The organism is Geothrix oryzae (assembly GCF_030295385.1).
Lineage (GTDB): Bacteria > Acidobacteriota > Holophagae > Holophagales > Holophagaceae > Geothrix > Geothrix oryzae.
Genome location: NZ_AP027079.1, coordinates 3,175,863 through 3,195,102, shown reverse-complemented (window position 1 = coordinate 3,195,102; position 19,240 = coordinate 3,175,863). Strand labels below are relative to the sequence as shown.

Annotated in this window: 15 protein-coding genes and 1 tRNA gene; 8 read left to right on the top strand and 8 right to left on the bottom strand. The window is 66.6% G+C overall.

Annotated features, from left to right (window positions below):
• Positions 1-13: 13 nt before the first annotated feature.
• The 4 genes from QUD34_RS14745 to QUD34_RS14730 all read right to left on the bottom strand — a co-directional run bounded on the left by QUD34_RS14745 (position 14) and on the right by QUD34_RS14730 (position 4,836).
• Positions 14-1,432, bottom strand: a complete 1,419-nt coding sequence (locus tag QUD34_RS14745; RefSeq protein ID WP_286354455.1) for an NCS2 family permease — start codon at positions 1,430-1,432, stop codon at positions 14-16.
• Positions 1,433-1,448: 16 nt separating this feature from the next.
• On the bottom strand, positions 1,449-2,765 hold the full coding sequence (uraA, locus tag QUD34_RS14740; protein ID WP_286354454.1) for a uracil permease: 1,317 nt from the start codon (positions 2,763-2,765) through the stop codon (positions 1,449-1,451).
• 191 nt (positions 2,766-2,956) lie between these two features.
• Positions 2,957-4,468 carry a putative bifunctional diguanylate cyclase/phosphodiesterase gene (locus QUD34_RS14735; RefSeq protein ID WP_286354453.1) on the bottom strand — a complete coding sequence of 504 codons (1,512 nt, stop codon included), beginning with the start codon at positions 4,466-4,468 and terminating at the stop codon, positions 2,957-2,959.
• 291 nt (positions 4,469-4,759) lie between these two features.
• Positions 4,760-4,836: transfer RNA gene (locus QUD34_RS14730), tRNA-His, on the bottom strand.
• A gap of 110 nt (positions 4,837-4,946) precedes the next feature.
• Between QUD34_RS14730 and QUD34_RS14725 the strand changes: the two genes are divergently transcribed.
• The 4 genes from QUD34_RS14725 to QUD34_RS14710 all read left to right on the top strand — a co-directional run bounded on the left by QUD34_RS14725 (position 4,947) and on the right by QUD34_RS14710 (position 10,387).
• The gene (locus tag QUD34_RS14725; protein ID WP_286354452.1) at positions 4,947-6,449 is read left to right on the top strand and encodes a trypsin-like peptidase domain-containing protein; all 1,503 of its coding nucleotides are present in this window, start codon (positions 4,947-4,949) and stop codon (positions 6,447-6,449) included.
• A 92-nt stretch (positions 6,450-6,541) separates the two neighbouring features.
• On the top strand, positions 6,542-8,227 hold the full coding sequence (locus QUD34_RS14720) for a response regulator (protein ID WP_286354451.1): 1,686 nt from the start codon (positions 6,542-6,544) through the stop codon (positions 8,225-8,227).
• A gap of 5 nt (positions 8,228-8,232) precedes the next feature.
• On the top strand, positions 8,233-9,549 hold the full coding sequence (locus QUD34_RS14715; RefSeq protein ID WP_286354450.1) for a hemolysin family protein: 1,317 nt from the start codon (positions 8,233-8,235) through the stop codon (positions 9,547-9,549).
• Positions 9,533-10,387 carry an NTP transferase domain-containing protein gene (locus QUD34_RS14710; protein WP_286354449.1) on the top strand — a complete coding sequence of 285 codons (855 nt, stop codon included), beginning with the start codon at positions 9,533-9,535 and terminating at the stop codon, positions 10,385-10,387. Before QUD34_RS14715 ends, QUD34_RS14710 begins: the two co-directional genes overlap by 17 nt.
• A gap of 19 nt (positions 10,388-10,406) precedes the next feature.
• Here the strand turns inward: QUD34_RS14710 and QUD34_RS14705 are convergent, their stop codons facing one another.
• A complete protein-coding gene (locus QUD34_RS14705) occupies positions 10,407-11,825 on the bottom strand; it encodes a serine hydrolase domain-containing protein (RefSeq protein ID WP_286354448.1) in 1,419 nt (472 codons plus the stop codon).
• Positions 11,826-11,992: 167 nt separating this feature from the next.
• On the opposite strand from QUD34_RS14705, the gene QUD34_RS14700 reads away from it, so the two are divergent.
• From QUD34_RS14700 to QUD34_RS14685, 4 genes are all read left to right on the top strand, one after another.
• Entirely contained in the window at positions 11,993-12,976 is a 984-nt protein-coding gene (locus tag QUD34_RS14700; protein ID WP_286354447.1) for a phosphotransferase, read from the top strand.
• Between the two features lie 140 nt (positions 12,977-13,116).
• Positions 13,117-14,286 carry a hypothetical protein gene (locus QUD34_RS14695; RefSeq protein ID WP_286354446.1) on the top strand — a complete coding sequence of 390 codons (1,170 nt, stop codon included), beginning with the start codon at positions 13,117-13,119 and terminating at the stop codon, positions 14,284-14,286.
• Positions 14,287-14,418: 132 nt separating this feature from the next.
• Positions 14,419-14,904, top strand: coding sequence for a hypothetical protein (locus QUD34_RS14690; RefSeq protein WP_286354445.1), 486 nt, complete (start codon positions 14,419-14,421; stop codon positions 14,902-14,904).
• Between the two features lie 23 nt (positions 14,905-14,927).
• Entirely contained in the window at positions 14,928-15,941 is a 1,014-nt protein-coding gene (locus QUD34_RS14685) for a hypothetical protein (protein WP_286354444.1), read from the top strand.
• Between the two features lie 133 nt (positions 15,942-16,074).
• Here the strand turns inward: QUD34_RS14685 and cobB are convergent, their stop codons facing one another.
• The 3 genes from cobB to QUD34_RS14670 form a co-directional block, all read right to left on the bottom strand.
• Complete coding sequence (gene cobB, locus QUD34_RS14680) at positions 16,075-16,779, bottom strand: Sir2 family NAD+-dependent deacetylase (protein WP_286354443.1); 705 nt, start codon at positions 16,777-16,779, stop codon at positions 16,075-16,077.
• A gap of 113 nt (positions 16,780-16,892) precedes the next feature.
• Positions 16,893-18,593 (bottom strand): alkaline phosphatase family protein, encoded by a 1,701-nt coding sequence (locus QUD34_RS14675; protein WP_286354442.1) that lies wholly within the window; start codon positions 18,591-18,593, stop codon positions 16,893-16,895.
• The gene (locus QUD34_RS14670; RefSeq protein WP_286354441.1) at positions 18,593-19,237 is read right to left on the bottom strand and encodes a hypothetical protein; all 645 of its coding nucleotides are present in this window, start codon (positions 19,235-19,237) and stop codon (positions 18,593-18,595) included. Before QUD34_RS14670 ends, QUD34_RS14675 begins: the two co-directional genes overlap by 1 nt.
• Positions 19,238-19,240 lie beyond the last annotated feature (3 nt).

Below are 19,240 nucleotides of genomic sequence, written 5' to 3'. Positions count from 1 at the left end.
AGGAAGGCGGGTCCTAGGCGGACAGGAAGAGAAGCTTGAGCAGGAAGATGACGGAGAGCACGAGGATGATCGGGTTGATCTCCTTGAAGCGCCCGGTCGCGGCCTTCAGCACGGTGTAGGCGATCATGCCGAGGGCGATGCCGTTGACGATGGAGAAGGTGAAGGGCATGACGATCACGGCGAGGTAGGCGGGGATGGCATCCGTGACATCGTCGAAGCGGATCTCCTTGATCTCCGACAGCATGAAGAAGCCGATCATCATGAGCGCCGGGGCGGTGGCCTGCAGGGGCACCATCAGGAAGAGGGGCGACAGGAAGAGCGCCAAGGCCAGCCAGCCGGCCACCACCAGGGCCGTGAGGCCCGTCTTGCCGCCCTCGGCCACGCCCGACGCGCTCTCGATGTAGGCAGTGATGGCGGTGGTGCCGAACATGGAGGCGAAGGTGGTGCCCACGGCGTCGGCCATGAAGGCCTTGGAGGCGCCTGGGAACTTGCCCTCCTTGTCCAGCAGCTTGCCCTGGGCGCCGATGCCCATGAGCGTGCCGATGGTGTCGAACATGTCCACGAAGAGCAGGGTGAACAGGATGATGAAGATGTTCAGCATGCCGCCCAGGGACTTGGTCCAGCTCCAGTCGTACTGGAACATCTTCGGCCAGCTCGGGATCTGGAACAGGGTGCCCTTGGGCAGGTGGGTGAAGCCGCCGCCCCAGCTCACGGGCAGCAGGCCCACCAGGGTGATGGCGAGGATGCCCAGGAGGATGGCGCCCTTCACGCGCTTGGCCACCAGCACGGCGATGAGGAAGAGGCCCACCACGGACCAGAAGGCCGGGGTGAGATGGCCGTGATCCCAGAACTTCGCGATGAAGAGGTTGTTCACATCGTGCAGGCCGAATAGGGCCGAGGGGTCGTTCTTCAGCACGGGGAAGATCGTGTCCGCGTCGAACTTCAGGCCCACCTGAGTGACGCCGGAATCCACGAAGCCGATGATGGCGATGAAGAGGCCGATGCCCACGGAGATGCCCTTCTTCAGCGAGAAGGGGATGGCGTCCATGAAGGCTTCCCGCACCTTCATGGCGCTGAGGAAGATGAAGACGATGCCCTCCAGCAGCAGGGCCGTGAGCGCCACCTGGATGGTGTAGCCCATGCCGCCCTGGTTGGCGGGCGCGCAGACGGTGAACGCGAAGAAGGCCGAGAGGCCGATGCCCGAGGCGAAGGCGATGGGCAGGTTCGCGTAGAAGGCGCCGATGAGGGTGGAGAGGATGGCGCACACCACGAAGGCCGTGAAGCCCTGGGCCGGCGCGATGCCCGCCACCTTCAGGAAGGCGTTGGGGATCAGCGAGATCACATACGCCATGGAGATGAAGGTGGTGGTACCCGCGAGCACCTCCGTGGCCACGGTCGTGCCCCTTCCCTTGAGGTTGAAGAACCGTTCCATGCCGAGCTCCTTTGAATCAGGGTTGGGTGTCGCTGCCGGGGGTCTGGGCGTCAGTGCTGGGGATCGGGGCGTCGTTGCTGAGGCCGAGCTGGTCGAGGCCCCAGAAGAGCAGGCTGAGGGCGATGGCCACCACCGTGCCCAGGGCCATGCCCTTGAGCTCCACGGTGCCCACCTTCACCGCCGCGCCGCTGATGCCGCTGATGAGCACGACGGAGGTGAGGATCAGGTTGCGGGACTGGGTGTAGTCCACCTTCTTCTCGATAAGCATGCGGATGCCCGCGGCCGCGATGACGCCGAAGAGCAGGATGCAGACGCCGCCCATGACGGGCACCGGGATGCTCCGGATGAGGGCCGCGAGCTTGCCGGAGAAGGAGACCAGGATGGCGATGCAGGCCGTGCCGCCGATGACCCACACGCTGTAGACCTTGGTGATGGCCATGACGCCGATGTTCTCGCCGTAGGTCGTGTTGGGTGTGGCCCCCACCAGGCCCGACAGCACATTGGAGAGGCCGTCGCCCAGCAGGGAGCGGTGCAGGCCGGGATCCTTCATGAGGTCCTTGCCCACGATGTTCCCGGTCACCACCAGGTGTCCCACATGCTCCGCCAGCACCACCAGCGTGGCCGGCAGGATGATGAGGATGGCCTGCAGGTTGAAGGTGGGCGCGTAGAGGGTGGGCACCTGGAACCAGGGAGCCAGGCGCACCGCCTGGAAGTCCACGACGCCGAGGCCCAGGGAGATCAGATAGCCCGCGATGACGCCCAGCAGCACGGGGATCACCGCCAGGAAGCCCCGCAGCAGGATGGACGCCAGGATGGTGACGGCCAGGGTGGACAGCGACACCACCAGCGCCAGGCGCAGCGGCATGCCCAGCACCGCGGGGCCGGCGGTGAGGCCCGCCATGTTGGTGGCCACCGGGGCCAGCTCCAGGCCGATGATGGCCACGATGGCGCCCATGGCGGCCGGGGGGAAGATGATGTCGATCCACCGCGTGCCCGCGACGCGCACCACCTGGGAGACCAGGATGAAGATGAGGCCGAAGACGATGAAGCCCCCCTGGGCCGCGGAGTAGCTCAACCCCGCCGCCAGCACGGCGAAGACCGGGGAGAGGAACGCGAAGCTGGAGCCCAGGTAGGCGGGGATGCGGCCCTTGGCCACCACCAGGTAGATCAGCGTGCCCACGCCGTTCATGAGCAGGCAGGTGGCCGGGTTCACCTTGAAGAGGAAGGGCACGAGCACCGTGGCGCCGAACATGGCGAACAGGTGCTGGAGGCTCAGGGGCACGGTCTGCAGCAGGGGCAGGCGTTCATCGACGTCGATGGTGCGGCGCAGCATGGAAACCTCGGCAGGTGGGCCCTCCCGGGGAACGCTTAAAAAAAAGCGCCGGTCTCCGGAACCATGGGTGGCTGCGGGGATCGGAAAGGACAGGGGGCACCCCCATCCTTTCCGGACCCAAGGCCTGCAGGGGTCACATATTGTTTTTTACAAGCGCTCTGGGCTCGGGCTGGCCGCCTGCCTGGGGTCGGTCAGCGGGATCCCCGGTTCCGGCCCGTGGGGGAGGTCCGGACGACCCTGACTTCCTCCGGGGCCCGGCCCCCCTTCTTGAGGAACTGCTTGGTCGACATGAACTCCAGCAGGGCTTCGAAGGCGTCCGCCGGCAGGGGCCGGCCCAGGAGGAATCCCTGCAGGCAGTCGCAGCCCAGCAGCTCCAGCATGTCCCGCTGGCCCTCGGTCTCCACGCCTTCGGCCACCACGGTGAGGTGCAGGCTGTGGGCGAGCTGGATCACCGCGCGTACGATGTTCTCGGACGAGGTCTGCGGATCCTCGGACTGCAGGGCCGCCGTGAACGACTGGTCCAGCTTCAGGGTCGTGATGGGCAGGCGCTGGAGGTAGCTGAGGGAGCTGTATCCCGTGCCGAAATCGTCGATGGCGATCCGGGTGCCGATCTCCCGCAGCCGGTGGAGGGGCACCAGGTCCTCGTGGTCCTGCCGCATCACCATGCTCTCGGTGAGCTCCAGCTCCAGGCACTTCGGATCCAGGCCCGTGTCCGCGAGGGCCTTGGCCACGCAGGCGTCCCAGTCCCCGTTGGCGAACTGGAGGACTGACACATTCACCGCGAGGAGCAGGGGGGTGGGGCTGATGGCCTGCCACTTGGCCATCTGGCCGCAGGCCTCCCGGAGCGCCCACTCGCCGATGGGCAGGATGAGGCGGCTCTCCTCGGCCAGGGGGATGAACTTCATGGGGGGGACCGTGCCCAGGAGGGGATGGTTCCAGCGCAGGAGCGCCTCGGCCCCGGCCAGGCGGCCGTCCATGAAGAACTGGGGCTGGTAGTACATCTGCAGTTCGTCGTTCTGGAGCGCCTCCCGCAGGCAGCTCTCCAGCTCCTGGCGCTCGAGGGAGACCTCGTTGAGGGTGGTGGTGAAGCACTCGATGCGGTTGCCGCCGCGCTCCTTGGCGCGGTACATGGCGGACTCGGCGTGGGCCTCCAGCGCCTGGGCGTCCAGGCCATCCTGGGGATAGACGCAGACGCCGATGCTGGCGGTGAGGTCCAGCTCCCGGGCGCCGGCGCGGAAGGGCGCCTGGAGGGCCTCCAGCAGCTTCTGGCCCACCCGCGCCGCCGCCATGATGTCCTTGATCTCCTGGAGCAGCACCATGAATCGGCCGCCGCCGACGCAGGCGATCGTGTCGCCCTGGCGCAACGGCTCCTGGAGGCGCTGCGCCACCTGCTTCAGCACCTCGTCGCCGCCCTGGTGGCCGAGCAGGTCGTTCACGCGCTTGAAGCGGTCCAGGTCCACGAGCAGCACGCTGATGATGTGGCCATGGCGCTGGGCCAGGCGCAGGGCCTGCGACAAGCGGTCGGCGAAGTGCCGGTGATTGGGCAGTCCGGTGGCGGACTCCATCAGGCTCAGCTCCTCCACCCGCGATTCCAGCGCCTTGATCCGCGACTCGGCCTGCTGAAGGCGGCTGATCGCATCGAGACGGTCGATCCTGAGCAGGAAGCCCTTGAGGTCCAGTCCCTTGGGGTGCTCGTTCGGCAAACAGACTCCGGATGCTGCCCGAATCCTAAAGGTGGAAGGGGGATTTCGCCAGTGAGAATGGGGCCGCGGAAGTAAAAAACAATGAAAGAAGGGCTTCCAGGGCCTAGGCCGGAGCCGGACGGGGGTGGGGGGCGATTTAGCCAGGGGGTCTCGAACCGGCCGCGTCCGGCTTTGCCGTCCGCCGGTCTCGCTCCCGACAGCGCCCCGCGCTGTCTCCGCGAGCCCACTGTCGCCGGTTCGAGTCCAGCCATTCCAGATTGAAAAAGGCCCCGGATGGGGCCTTTTTCAATCTGGGGCGGCTGACCGGACTCGAACCGGCGACACCTGGAATCACAATCCAGTACTCTAACCAACTGAGCTACAGCCGCCGTTGGACCATCCAGAGTATCCGGGGCGGCCCGGGAAGGCCAGCGGGAACCTTCGGGGGACTGCGGTCATCGAAGGGGCATGCCGGGGATCCGGCCGAGTGAGGAGTTCCATGAATCGTCAGGTGAAGCAGGTTCTGGGTTTGTCGGCATTTGCGGCCGGGTGCATGGCCCTGGGGATGGGCCTCAGCCACGGATGGCAGGCCTCGGCCCAGGAGGAACGGCCGGTGGTGGTCGACGCGAAGGGGCTGGACCGTCTGCCGCCCATCGCGGAGGTCGCCGAGAAGCTGAATCCCACGGTGGTGGCCATCACCAACACCAGTTTCGTGAAGAACCGCCGCTTCGAGCACCCCCAGGTGGGCGGCCAGGATTTCTTCGATTTCTTCTTCGGCCCCGGCGGGCCCCAGCAGCGGCGCACGCCCCGGGGGGGGGAGGATGAGCAGCGGGCCGTGTCCGGCGGCTCGGGCGTCATCATCTCGCCCGCCGGCGAGATCCTCACGAACTACCATGTCATCGCCAGCATGGGCGGCAGCGACAACGCCCTGGAGGTGAAGACCAGCGACGGGAAGAGCTACAAGGCCACCGTGCTGGGCAAGGACAAGGAGCTGGACATCGCGCTCATCAAGATCGACGCGGCGCACCTGCCCTTCGCCAAGCTGGGCGAAAGCGATTCGCTGCGCATCGGCGAGTGGGTGGTGGCCATCGGCAACCCCTTCGGCCTCGAGCACACCGTCACCCAGGGCATCATCAGCGCCAAGGGCCGCAAACTCGACACGGGCGTCAGCTCCTTCCTGCAGACCGACGCCGCCATCAACCGGGGCAACTCCGGCGGCCCGCTGCTGAACCTGAAGGGCGAGGTGGTCGGCATCAACACCGCCATCAACCCCGCGGGCCAGAATATCGGCTTCGCGGTGCCCATCAGCCAGGTGAACCGCATCATCAAGGAGCTGCGCAGCGGCAAGCCCGTGAGCCGCGGCTACCTCGGCATCGGCCCCCTGGAGCTGGATCAGGCCTACCAGGACGCCCTGGGCGTGAAGGCGGGCGTGGTGGTGAGCACCGTCGAGAAGGGCCAGGCGGCCGACAAGGCCGGCGTCCAGCGCCTGGATGTGATCACCGCCCTGGATGGCCAGCCCGTCCGCAGCCCCGAGGACCTGGTGACCATGGTCTCCAGCCGCCGCGCGGGGGAGACCCTCAAGCTCACCCTCTGGCGGGACGGCAAGAGCCTCACCGTCACGGCCACCCTGGGCGACCGGAAGGCCCTCGAGGACCAGCGCCGCCGCGAGGCCGGCGAGGAGCCCGAGGATGAGCAGGCCCCCAAGCCCCAGGGCGACCTGAAGAGCATCAACCTGGAAAAGGCCTACGGCTTCACCGTGGAGCCCCTGGATGTGAAGAACCGGCTCAAGGGCGTGGTGGTGACCTCCGTGGATCCCCGCTCCCCGGCCGCGGACCGGGGCCTGGCCCAGGGCATGGTCATCACCGAGGTGGGCCGCCAGCCCGTGAACAGCCTCGCCGAGTTCAACGCCCAGGTGAAGAAGGCCTCGGGCCGCACCCTGCTGCTCTTCATCCAGTCCCCGAACGGGGTCCAGAAGGTCACCCTGGCCATCCCGCCCCGCTGAGGGAGGCCCCTTCGAGCAAGAAAGCCCCGGTACTGCCGGGGCTTTCTTGATTCAGTTAGACTCGAAGGTTCAACCCAGGCTAAGGATCGATCATGGGCCAGCGCCTCCTCCTCGTGGACAGCGACCGGAGCTTCCTCAAGGAGCACCAGGTCAGCCTTGAGGCGGCCTTCGACCTCGAGGTGGCGGCCTCCCCGGAGGGCGTGGTGCCGCGCCTGGAGCGCGGGGACTTCGCCGCGGTGCTCATCTGCGTGGAGGTGGCGGACAACAAGGGCTACGCCCTCTGCTCCAGCCTGCGCAAGAACGCGGCCCTGGAGGGCCTGAAGGTGGCCCTCATCAGCGCCAAGGCCACGGAGGAGGAATACCGCCGCCACCAGACCCTGAAGGGCAAGGCCGACCTCTACCTCCACAAGCCCATCGCCCCCAGCGCCCTCGTGGCCGCGCTCACGCCCCTGGTGCCCGGCCGCGTCCTCGATCCCGACAACCCCCTGGGCGAGCTGGTGGACACCGAGCTGGGCGACGACTGGCTGGATGGCCTGAGGAACGCCCTGGACGGCCCGGCCCCCGCCGCGGAGCCGGCCCTCGCTCCCTCGGCGGCCGCGGCGGCGGTCCCGGCTCCCGGCCCGGCGACGGCCGTCCAGGAGGCCCCGCGGGACAACGCCCGGATCCACCAGCTGGAAACCGAGGTAGCCGCCCTGCGCGAGGAGCTGCGCACCAAGGACCAGCGCCTCCGCCAGGCCGAGGGCGAGCTCCAGCAGCACCTGGGCTCCGTGACCCTGAACCTCGACGAGATGGCCCGCCGGGACCAGGAGGCCGAAGGCCTGAAGGCGCGGCTGGCGGAAGCGGAGACGGCCCTGCGCCAGTTGCAGGAAACCCAGGCCCGGGAGGGCGAGGGGGCCGAGTCCCTGAAGGCGCAGCTGAAGGAGGCCCTGGGGGAACGGGCCGACCTGATCGCCCAGGTGGAGGCCCTGAACCAGCAGGTGGGCGACAAGGCCCAGCGCGCCATCGAGCTGCTCAAGGAGCGCGACCGGCTGCTCCACGAAAACCTGGACCTGGAGCCCTTCCGCGCCCAGGCGCAGGAGCTGGCCCAGGAGCTGGAGGCCGCCCGCGCCAGCCATCGGGAGGCGCTGGCTGCAAAAGACGAGGCGCTGGCTGCCAAGGATGAGGCTCTCGCCGGCAAGCAGCAGGCCCTGGAAGCGGCCCTGGAGGCCCAGGGCCAGCTGAATGCCACCCTGGAAGGGCTCGTGGGCCAGCACGCCACCCTGGAGGGCGTCCATCAGGCCGCCCTGCTGGAAGTGGCGGGGTACAAGGAGAAGGCCCATGTCCTGCAGCTCGAGGTGGCGGGGCTGGAGGCCACCATGCGCGGCCAGGGCCGGGACCTCGCCGAGCTCGGCACCCGCCTCCGGCAGGTGGAGGAGGAGCTGGCGGCCAGCCAGGCCCAGCTCCAGGAACGGGATCAGCAGCTGGCGGCCAGCCGGGAGGAGGCCGCCCGGCTGGGGGACCAGGTCGCGGAATTCCGCCAGCGGCTCGACGAGGCCACCATCCAGCACGATGGCGAGCGCCTGGAGCTGATGAACGGCTTGGATCAGAAAGAGGCGCAGCTGAGCCGCATGGCCCAGGCCCTGGCGGACCAGCAGGACGCGCACAGCGCCCTGGCCCAGGAGAAGCAGGCCGTCCACGGCCAGCTCTCCGAGCACCGCGAGCGCCTCCAGAGCCTCGACGCCCTGCTCCAGGAAGTCCAGGAGCGGCTGCGCCGCGGCTCTGACCTCGCGAAGGGCTGACCTCCGTGAACCTCGCCGCGGCCCTCATCTGCGCCGCCCTCCTCCTGACCAGCGCCTTCTTCGTCATGGCCGAGTTCGCGGCCGTGCGCGTGCGGTCCACGCAGCTGGAGGCCCTGGTGGACGCCGATCCCCGGGCGGCTTTCGCCCTGGAGGTGCATCGGCACCTGGGCCACCACCTCTCCTCCATCCAGGCGGGCATCGTGCTGTGCGCCCTGGCCCTGGGCGCCGTGGGCGAGGAACTGTTCAGCCACGGCTTCCGCGCCGCCTTCGGCCACCTGCCCTGGCCTGCCCTGGTGGCGCCCCTGAGCTCGGGCCTGGCCCTGCTGGTGATGACCACCCTGGATGTGGTGCTGGCCGAGCTGGTGCCCCGCAGCCTGGCCATCCGCGCCGCCGTGCCCTGGGCCCTGCGCACCGCCGGGCCGCTGCTGGCCTGGTCCCGCCTCGTGCGCCCCCTCACCTGGGTCCTCATCCGGCTGAGCCACATGGTCCTGCGCATCTTCGGCGTCCACCCCGAGGCCGACGCCGAGGACATGCTGCCTTCGGAAGCCGAGTTCCGCCGCATGCTCGAGCGCAGCCAGGCCGAGGGGCGCCTGGAGCTGGACCGCAAGGAGCTCATCGAGAACCTGTTCGATTTCAGCCGCCGCACCGTGAAGGAGATCGCCGTGCCCCGGGCCCGGGTGGTGTGCTTCGACCTGGCCCACAGCCTGGCGGAGAACCTCGCCCTCGCCCGCACCACCGTCCACACCCGCCTCCCGCTGGTGGAGGGCGACCTGGACCGCGTGGTGGGCGTCATCCACATGAAGGATCTGCTCTGGGCCATGCAGGACGGCGGCGGCATCGTGAACCTGAGGGCCCTGGCCCGCCCGGCCTTCTTCGTGCCCGAGATGAAGCTCATCCAGGGCCTGCTGCTGGAGTTCCAGCAGCGCAAGCAGCACCTGGCCCTGGTGGTGAACGAGCACGGCGGCGTGGATGGCCTGGTCACCCTCGAGGATGTGCTGGAGGAGCTGGTCGGCGAGATCCAGGACGAGTTCGACCGCGAGGCCATCCAGCTGCGGAAGACCCGCGGCGGCGCCTGGCTGGCCCAGGGCAATGTGATGCTGGAGCAGCTGGTGGATCATCTGCAGCTGGACCTGCAGGCCGAGGCGGGCTCCGTCAGCCTCGGCGGCTTCTTCCAGGAACGCCTGGGCCGCGTGCTGCGTCCGGGCGACGAGCTGCGGCTGCAGGGCTGGCGCATCCGCGTCCTCTCCATGCGCGGGCTGGCGCCGGGCCAGTTCCTGCTGAAGCCCCTGCCCCCCGGGAACGGCGATGCCGGAACCGATTGAGGGCTTCCTCCTGGCCGCGGGCCTGGGCACCCGCATGGGGGCGCTGAGCCGCTGCCTGCCCAAGCCCGCCTGGACGCTCCGGGGCCGCGCCCTGCTCCAGTGGGGCGCGCAAGCCCTGCGGCAGGCCGGTGCGACACGCCTCGGCTGCAATGCACACCTGTGGCCCGAGCGCCTGCGGACCGTGGCCGAGGGGCTCGAGGTCTTCGACGAACCCGAGCTGCTGGGCAGCGCCGGGGGCCTGCTGCACGCGCGGGGCCGCGTGGCCGGGGAGCTCCTCACCTGGAACGCCGACATCTGGGCCGACGGGGTGCCCTTCGAGGTTCTGCGGGCGCGGCACCGCGAGGCGCGGGCCACCCTCAGCTGGCTGCTGGTGCCCCATCCCGGCGGCGACTGGAACCCCGTGTGGATGGATCACGAGGGCCGCGTGCTGCCGAAGGGCGTGGCGGGTCCCTGGGGGCCCTACCACTTCACCGGCGCCGCCGCCTGGTCGCCGGAGGCCCTGGCCCTGCTGCCCGAGGGGCCCAGCGAGGTGAACGACCTGCGGCCCCGGCTGGCCGCGCTCCCCATGGGCCATCAGGGCGTGGTGGTGGAGCCCTTCCCCTGGCGCGAAGTGGGCACCGCCGGGGCCCTGATCGAGATCGCCGCCGAGCTGGCCCCGCAGGAGGAAGGCCGCCTGCCCGGCTGCTACCTCCACCCCGCGGCCCGGCTCGCGGAGGGATCTGCCGGACGCCTCACCCGCTGTGTTTTTGGCCCCGGCGCCGCCCCGCATCCGGCCATGACCGATGCCGACGCGCTGTGGTTCGAGGAGGACGGGAACCAGGTGCGCCTGGGGCTTTGAGGCTCTGGGGCTCTGAGGCCTACTCCTCCTTCAGGTCGAAGTCCGAGATGCGGCCCTGGCCCTCCAGGGTGAGCGTCCAGGCCACCGTGGCGCCGCCCTCGTGGAAGGCCCGGTAGATGCGCACGCGATGGCCGCCTTCGGAGCGCTCCGCCTGGAAGACCAGACGGGTGAGGGGGCCATAGGGCTGCAGCTGGAGATCGAGCCAGGGTTGGGCCTCGGGCAGCGCGGCGGCGGCCTCGCCGCTGAAGGCCGCGGGGTCCGCCTGGCCGCGGCCCAGCGCTTCGATCAGGGCGCGGTGGCGGGCCGTCAGGGGGGCCTCGGGATCCGCCGGGGCGGCCTCGGCGGCGAAGGGTCCGGGCGGAAGCAGGCGCGCGGCCAGGGCGCGGGCCAGGCTGGGGAAGAGGCGCTGCTGGTTGGTGAAGACGATGACCCCCAGGCGCTCCTTGGGGAGGTAGAGCACATCGGAGAGGGCCGGGCCGCCGCTGTGGCCCGTGGTGGGCCGGCCCGCCAGGGTGCCCGTGCTCCAGGTGACGCCGAAGCCCGCGGGCCGGCCGTCGTTCAGGCGGAAGGGCGTCCACAGGGCCTCCCGGCTCCTGGGACTGAGCAGGCGCCCCTGGTCGATGGCCAGGAGGAGGCTGGCCTCGTCCCGCAGGCTCACGAAGGCGCCCCCGGCGGCATAGGCGTGGACGGGGTAGAGGAACCAGTGCAGGCGCTGGCGGTCGCCCCGCCATTGGTAGACGCTGGCCCGTCCGGGTATCACCTCCGCGGTGCGCACCGCCCCGACTTCGGTGACATCCTCGAAGGCCGTGTGGCCCAGGCCCAGGGGCTTCCACACGCGCTCCCGCAGCAGGTCGGGGAAGGGCCGGCCGCCGGCCTTCTCCAGGATCAGGGCCAGCACCGAGAAGTCATCCGATCCGTAGGCCGACACCGCGCCCGGCGCCGCGGCCAGAGGCAGGGCCTGGGCCGCCTTCATCACCTGGGCGAGGCTCTGGCCGGGATCGCCCACCATCTTGGGCGTCATGCCCGAGGCGTGGGCCGCCAGATGGCGGACGGTGATGGGCCGCCAGGGGGCGGGCACCTCGCCCACATAGGTGGAGATGGGCGCGTCGAGATCCACCTTGCCCTCCTCCACCAGCTGCATGAGCAGCACGCCCGTGAAGAGCTTGGTGGCCGAGGCGATCTGGAAGGGCGTGTCGGGCGTCACCGGGGCACCGGTTTCCAGGCTGGCGGTGCCATAGGCGGCCAGCTTCTCGATGCGGCCGTTCCGGATCACGGCCACGGCGGCTCCGGGGATGTGGGCCCGGTCCATCTGCTGGCGCATGAAGGCGTCGATCGCATCGTCGGCCCGGAGGGGCAGGAGGCCGGCCCACAGGCAGAGCAGCCAGCGGCCGGGCAGGTGTCTGGCCAAGGTCAGGGCCAAGTGCATGGACAGGCGCATGAACCCTCCGGGGAATCCCATGCCTACGAAAGCTTCCGTAGTTCGGGTTAGCCCCGTCCCCGGTCCCCCCTCTCGGGCCCCGTCTCGGGCTCTGCTCCGGGTTCGGCCCCGGGCTCGGCTCCGGGATCGCCTCCGCGCGGCGGGCCTTCCGGGAGTACTCTGGGGGCATGGATGCCCGCCTTGACCGCGCCCTGGCCCGCTGGAGCCTGTCGGATGCCCGGCCCCTGGCGGGGGATGTCGGGGCGCGGCAATACTTCCGCGCGGCCCACCCGCAGCTGGGCACGGCCCTGGTGGTGCTGCACCCGCTGGATGCGCCGGGGAAGAGCGACGACTCCTACTTCGAGTTCCGGGCCCTGCAGGCTTACTTAGATCCCGTGCTGCGGGTGCCCACCATCGTGGCCTGCGATGACGAGGACCGCTGCCTGCTGGTGGAGGACCTGGGGGACGACACGCTGGAAAGCCGGCTGGTGGCGCATCCCGAGGAGGAGCAGCACTGGGCGCGGCAGGCCGGCTGGCTGCTGGCCACCCTGGCCGGCCCCCTCACCCTGGGCGCACCGCCCCACGCCTTCTTCATGGGCCGGGTCTTCGACCAGGCCAAGTTCCAGTTCGAGTGGGACTACTGCCGCCAGAACTTCTTCCAGGACTTCCTCCAGAAGGACCCGCCGCGCTGGTTGGAACGGATGATGGACGAGGCCCACGCCAGCCTGGAGACCCGCGCCCACTTCTTCGCCCACCGCGACTTCCATGTGCGCAACCTCATGGTGCACGGCGACCGGTTGGTGGTGATCGACTTCCAGGATGCCCGCCGTGGCGCCGCCACCTACGACCTGGCCAGCATCCTCTACGACGGCTACTGGGATTGGTCCCGGGAGGCCGGCCGCCTCCTGGTGGGGCCCCTCCAGAACGAGCTGGGCTGGAACCACGAGGCGCTCCTGGAGGAGCTGAACCTCAGCGCCCTCCAGCGGAACCTCAAGGCCCTGGGCACCTTCGGCCACCAGCTGGTGCACCGCCGCAAGGCCCACTTCGCCCCCGCCGTCCCCCGCACCCTGCGCCACCTGCGCAGCCACTTCCAGCGCATGAACCACCAGGATGGCGTCCTCGCCTGCGAGCACATGCTGCGCCTGGCCGAAGAGCGGCTGCTGAAGGGCTAGGCCGCCCCCGGCCCCCGAAAAAGCGACCCGGACCCCGTTTTGACTCGACCTTCCCGCCAGCGCGGGTAGGATGGGGGCAAATTTCCCGAGTTGGGCTCGAGGTTTGATGGATTTTTCATTGAAACCCAGGCGGATCGTGAGTGGATTCGCTCAATTCAAAGATAGGCGTCACCAACAGTCACCAACAACAGGAGACCCCAATGGTAACACCCAAGCGAAATACGAGTAAACCAAAGAAAGCTAGTAAGCGCACCGAGTTGGCAGAGAAGACCCAAAAAATTCGGAGGCCGTACCCTCGCGTTCCACTAGAGAGAGCTTTAAATGTGATGGCGGCCGTAAAAATCAAGAATGGTGGTAATCCTCTCGACCCTTCATTAGTAGCTGAGTATTGCGGCCTCTCAGCAACCAATAATGATTTTGTATATCTACTCTCCGCCGCATCGCAATTTGGACTTACGACCGGAACTATTCGATCGGAAGGTATTGCTTTAACTGATCTCGGACGCCGACTTGCCTACGCCGGATCTCAGGCAGAAGAAGAGCAGATTAAAAAAGAGGCATTCCTATCAGTAGATGTTTTCAAGCGTGTACTGGAACATTATCGAGGTAGCCAACTCCCAGAATTGAAATACCTAGGGAATACCCTTAGCAATCAATTTGGATTGCCTGAGGCATTACACGAAGAATTTTCTCAAGTTTTTCGGGCAAATACAGAATATTTGAAACTTACGGAATACGCTGAAAGCGACCTCATTGAAAGCAATGATCCATCAGTACCGAAGCCAAAGGAACCATCTGGTTCTTTAGTTATCGGTCAGCCCAAACGCAAAACCGGACAGGTGTGCTTCGTCATAATGCCATTCACAGAGCGCAGCGGAAAATATTCCAAAGGATTCTTTACGGAGGTGTTGAATAGCCTCATCATCCCGGCCGCTACTGATGCAGGATTTGAAGTTCGGACCGCCAATCGTCAGGGAACCGAGATCATTCACTCTACAATTGTGAATGAAGTCCTTGATGCAGATCTGGCAATTTGTGATCTAACAGAGCACAACCCAAATGTACTCTTCGAACTTGGAATGCGCCTAGCCAATGAAAAGCCCGTAGCGCTTATTCATGCCGAGGGGACTGATCGAGTCTTCGATGTAGATAATGTCCTTCGCGTTCTTCCATACAGCGCGAATCTATGGCGAACAACCATTGAGAAGGACATCCCCACACTCAAGGAGCACATTGCCGCTACCTGGGACAACCGTGGAAAAAGCGAGACATATCTCGGTGTGCTGCGCAAAATGAAATCATCCAAATAACGCCTAACCTTGCGCTCAAGTTGGGCCCCGCCTGCATTGCCTTCCGCTCTCTCTCAGCATTGCGCTATCTCGGCTCCGCTTATCGTCTCGGTGCAGGCGTGGCCGCTTAGCTTCATTCGTTAGGAGTCTCAAATGAGCCCAGAAGCATCCATCGCCTTGGGGTCCGCCTCGGTAGCTCTCTGTGCGCTTGTGGTTTCGTTGTGGCAAGTGGCAGTTCAGAGAAGTCACAACAAATTATCGGTTCGACCCTATTTACACGCAGATCGATTCTCACTCGAAGGACATCCATTCAAGTGGCAGGTAGTTAATGCGGGTGCAGGCCCCGCTGTCATCAGGAAGTTCTTAGTTAAAATTGATAAGGATGAACTTCTCTTTCCATCAATCTCCATACTCACAAGTACTCTTAGATCGCGGGGTGTCATTGATTTGGCGTCAACTTGGAATTGCAAAAAAGGAGATTACATCCTAACAAAACAACCGGTCATCCTTTTGCATATACCACATGAACAGGCTAAAAATTATCTTTCAACTACTTCGAAAATTACCTGGAATATTGAGTATGAATCAATTTATGGTGATATCCAAACATTAATATTCAGTGCTGAAATCGACTCCTAACCCTCTGCTCAACTCGGACCCGGGTGGCATTGCCTTTTGCTCTCTCTCAGCATTTCGCTATCTCGGCTTTGTTCAGCGCCTCGGTGCAGGCGAGGCCGGTTAACTTCTTTCGTTGGGTGACTCATCGTCCTATGCCCGAAACTGCGACTATCGAACTCACACTTGAACTAGAACACCCGGTAGTTATCTGGGTCCTCCAACTTGGTGGCTGGCTGCCTCTTCCATTTTCATCTGCAAATATCATCTTGGTTGATAGGTGTATAACGGCAGCTATATCCAAGCTTATTAATCGGCCGGACCGCAAGGATTTGGAGGCAGAGAGATGGTGGCTTAGTTATCTGAATAATTCACGGTATCAACTAAATTCATTTATTCAAGCAAGCGAAGGCCAATACGGCCGAATACCTTCCTATGATGAATTTTCGACGGCTCTCAACTCCACCAACATCTTACTTTCCAAAAGCTTACCGGAGGCCCATGTTTTTTGGCATAACCACGATGAGTATCCACGATTGTATGAAGTCATTACCGCAATAGCACCGAGGCATCAGCGAGAGGTCGATTTTTTGGTCGAAGTATCTCCAATTTTGTCAGCACGCGTATCTGAAAGAAATACAAATAGAGTAGAAAGTCAAATTTTAGAGCTTGCATCTAAATATAATATTCTAAAAAACTCCTTAGTTCTATTTGCAGCATTATCATGCCTTTATGAGCCACAAGATGGCTCCGAGCCAAGGATTGGCCGTGGGGTGCTCAAGCCAAAAGGCTCATATTCCCATCAACAGGCATATAACGCACTTTCCGATATCCGTTCTCTTGAATATTTGGCAGCCGGATCTGGGTTGTTTGGCACTAGTGTCGGTCTCTGCACCAGGGATAAATATTTGGCGGCGTTTTGGACATATCTCAACATCCATAACCCCCAATGGTCGGAGGATAGGTTTTCAGCGAAAATCACTCCTAAACCAGAATTATTCCCTCGACTAAATCTACATCAAATAGGCAAATTACTATCCAGACTACGCGCAGTTACCTAACCTTTCGCTCAACCCGGACCTCTCCGGCACGGCCCTCCGTCGAGTCTAGGCAGGGACGGAATGCCTGAAGCACGGCCGCTTTCTCGATCCTCCCCTTCGCGGTCCCAAGGCCCTGCGGAATGCCCTCGCCGGTTCAGTCCCCCAGCAGCTCGGCCACGAAGGCGGGCACCAGCTCCGTGGCCTTGCCGACGCGCTGCTCCTGGAAGGCGTCGGCCACGAGGCTGGGCTCGAGGTTGAGCTCCACAGTGCGGGCGCCGGGCGCTGCGGCCTCCACGAAGCCCGCAGCGGGGTACACATGGCCGCTGGTGCCGATGGCGGCGAAGAGGGCGCAGCGGTCCAGGGCTTGGTAGATGCGCTCCATCTCCAGGGGCATCTCGCCGAACCAGACGATGTGGGGGCGCAGCCGGCCGCGCCGGCAGGCCGGGCAGTGGTCGTCGGCATCCAGGTCGCCGGGCCAGGCCACCACGGCGCGGCAGGCGAGGCAGCGGGCCTTGAGCAGCTCGCCGTGCATGTGCAGCAGGTTCTGCGAGCCCGCCCGGTCGTGGAGGTCGTCCACATTCTGCGTGACCAGCAGAAGCTCGCCGGGCCACGCGCGCTCGAGCCGCGCCAGGGCCTCATGGGCGGCGTTGGGCTGGACCGTCGCCAGGCTCCGCCGCCGCTCGTTGTAGAAGCGGTAGACCAGGGCCGGGTTCCGGTGGAAGGCCTCGGGCGTGGCCACATCCTGCACCCGGTGGTTCTCCCACAGCCCGTCCGCCGCGCGGAAGGTCCGCAGCCCGCTTTCCGCGGAGATGCCCGCGCCGGTGAGGATCACGAGGGAACCGCCGCGGGAAAGAGACATGGAGAACTCCACCTTGAGGACGCCGCCAAGAAAGACTTAGCCACAAAGAACCCAAAAAAGCAGGAGGGTCGGCCCGCCTTTGTGCCCTTTGTGTTCTTTGGGGCAAACCGCTTTTATTTTTTGCGGTTGGTGGTGGCGGCCCTTCCGAGGTCGAGCGCCTGGCCGTCCACGGCTCCGGGCTGGAGCCCCAGCTCCCGCGCCAGGGTGGGGGCGAGGTCCACGGTGCGGACGGGGCCGGGCCGTTCGCCGCCCTTCCAGGGGCCCCAGAAGATGAGGGGCACTCGGCGGTCGTAGGCGTAGGGGGTGCCGTGGCCCGTGGCCCATTCGACGGGGGGCACGCCGAAGACCACCCAGGGCTTGAAGGCCACCAGCACATCGCCGCTGCGATCCGCGCGGAAGCTGCGGCGCAGCAGCACGCGCAGGCTGGTGTCGCGGGGGCTTCCGGTGGCGCTGGGGTCGGTGGCGGCCAGATCCTCGGCGGTGAAGGCGTCGGCCACTTCGGGCCGGGCCCGCAGCCAGGCCTGCATCCGCGCCAGCACCGCCTTCCGCTCGAGGCCCGTGGCCTTCAGGGCGCCCTCCCGCAGGTAGAGCGAGTTGGGCTCGGGCGATTCCAGGAGGAGGTCGGCGTCCACCTTGAAGGCGGCCTTGAGGTCGGCGCGCAGCTCGTTCAGGAAGACGGGCGGGTTCACGCGCCGGGCGGGGAAGCCCTGATCCGCCAGGGCCTCGGGCAGGTCCATGCCGCCGTGGTCGGCGCTGAGGATCACCCAGGCCCTGGAATCGCGGCGGCGCACGACCTCGAGCAGGCGGCCCAGGGTGCGGTCCAGGCGGTGCAGCTGGTCCCGCATCTCCGTGCCCAGGATGCCGTAGCTGTGGCCGATGTAGTCCGTGGCGGAGAAGCTCACCGCCAGCAGATCCGTGGCCGGGCCCTGGCCCAGCTTCTCGGCGTCCATCAGCGCCTCGGCGGCCTCCAGGGTGACCTCGTCGAGGAAGGGGGATTTGCGGAAGCGGGCCTCGAAGGTCTTGTCGAGGGGCATGCCCGCGCCCTGGATGAGGCGCGGCAGGGCGCCGTTGCGGATCACCTGGCCCGGGAAGGTCCAGGTGGCCACGCGGCCCTCGGGCGTGCCGGGAGTCTTGGTCCAGAGCCAGCTCCGGGTGGCGAAGCGCTCCTGCAGCCCGCCGTCGAAGCGCAGCAGCCACTCGGGCAGGCGCTGGGCGTAGGTGGTGGAGGTGCCGAAGCCCGCCGCCCCGCTGAACCAGTAGGCGGCGGTGGGCTTGCGGCCGGCCATCAGGATCGCGGCCCGGTCTTTGCCCGACACGGCGAAGGCCCGGCTGCCGGGCACCTGTGCCTGGAGCCAGTCGCCCAGCCCGTCGCCCAGGAAGCGGGCGTTGGAAGAACCCCAGGAAGATCCGGAGGAAGACCCCGGGGGACCCGCGGCGGGCAGTGGCCGGGCGGCGGCATCCTCGACGCAGTAGACCAGGCGGCCGGTCCCGCGGTCGAACCAGCGGTTCTCCACGATGCCGGTGTTCGCCGGGAAGCGCCCCGACAGCAGCACGGAATGGCCGGGGCCCGTCTCCGTGAAGCCGTGGTCGTGGTAGGCCTCGGTGAAGAAGGCGCCCTCCTGGCGCAGCCGCGCGAGGCCGCCGGTCAGCTCCGGGCCGTAGGTCTGCATCAGCTCGGCGGAGAGCTGGTCCACGGACACGACCACCACCAGGTGGGGCCGGGCCGGTGGGGCGAGAGCTGGGGACTTCTGGGCGAGGAGGGGCGTCGGGGTGAGGACGGGAACCAGGGTCAGAAAAGCGGGGAACCCACGCATCAGAACGACACCCCCACGCCGAAGGTCCACAGGCGCTCGAACTCCTGGCCGCTGCCCTGGGCGGCGAAGTAGGTGGTCAGGTCCGAGGCGCTGCCCACCTTCACGGGGCGGTCCTTGCTGACGGGCTGCTGGTAGCTGGCGGCCAGGTAGGGGTGCACCACCACGGAGGGGATGCGCCAGCGGGCGCCCACCCGCAGCCAGGTGCGGCTCAGATCCTTGGCGCTGCCGGCTCCGGCCGTGTCCACGGTGTAGCGCTGGAAGCGCTGGATGAGGCCGATCTCGCCGGCGATCCCCACGAAGGGCACCCACAGCTGGGCGTTCAGGCCGAGGCCGGCGCCCTGCTGCTTCAGCTTCGTGCCCTGGGCAGTGGCGCCCGTGGCCAGGCGGCCGTCGGCCGTGAACTGGGAGTATTCGAGGCCGCCTTCGAGCTTGAGCAGGGGGCCCACCTGGAAGATCTGGCGGTTCACGGAGGCGATGAAACCCTTGCCCGTGTCGAAGTCGCCCGCCGCCAGCTGGCCCGTGCCGGAGATCAGGGTCTGGGGCAGGTTCTGGCCCGAGGGGCGCGGCAGTTCCAGGCGCAGGTCCCACTGGGCGCAGAGGGGCGCGGCGGCGGCGAGGCAGAGGGGCAGGAGGGCGAGGCGCATCAG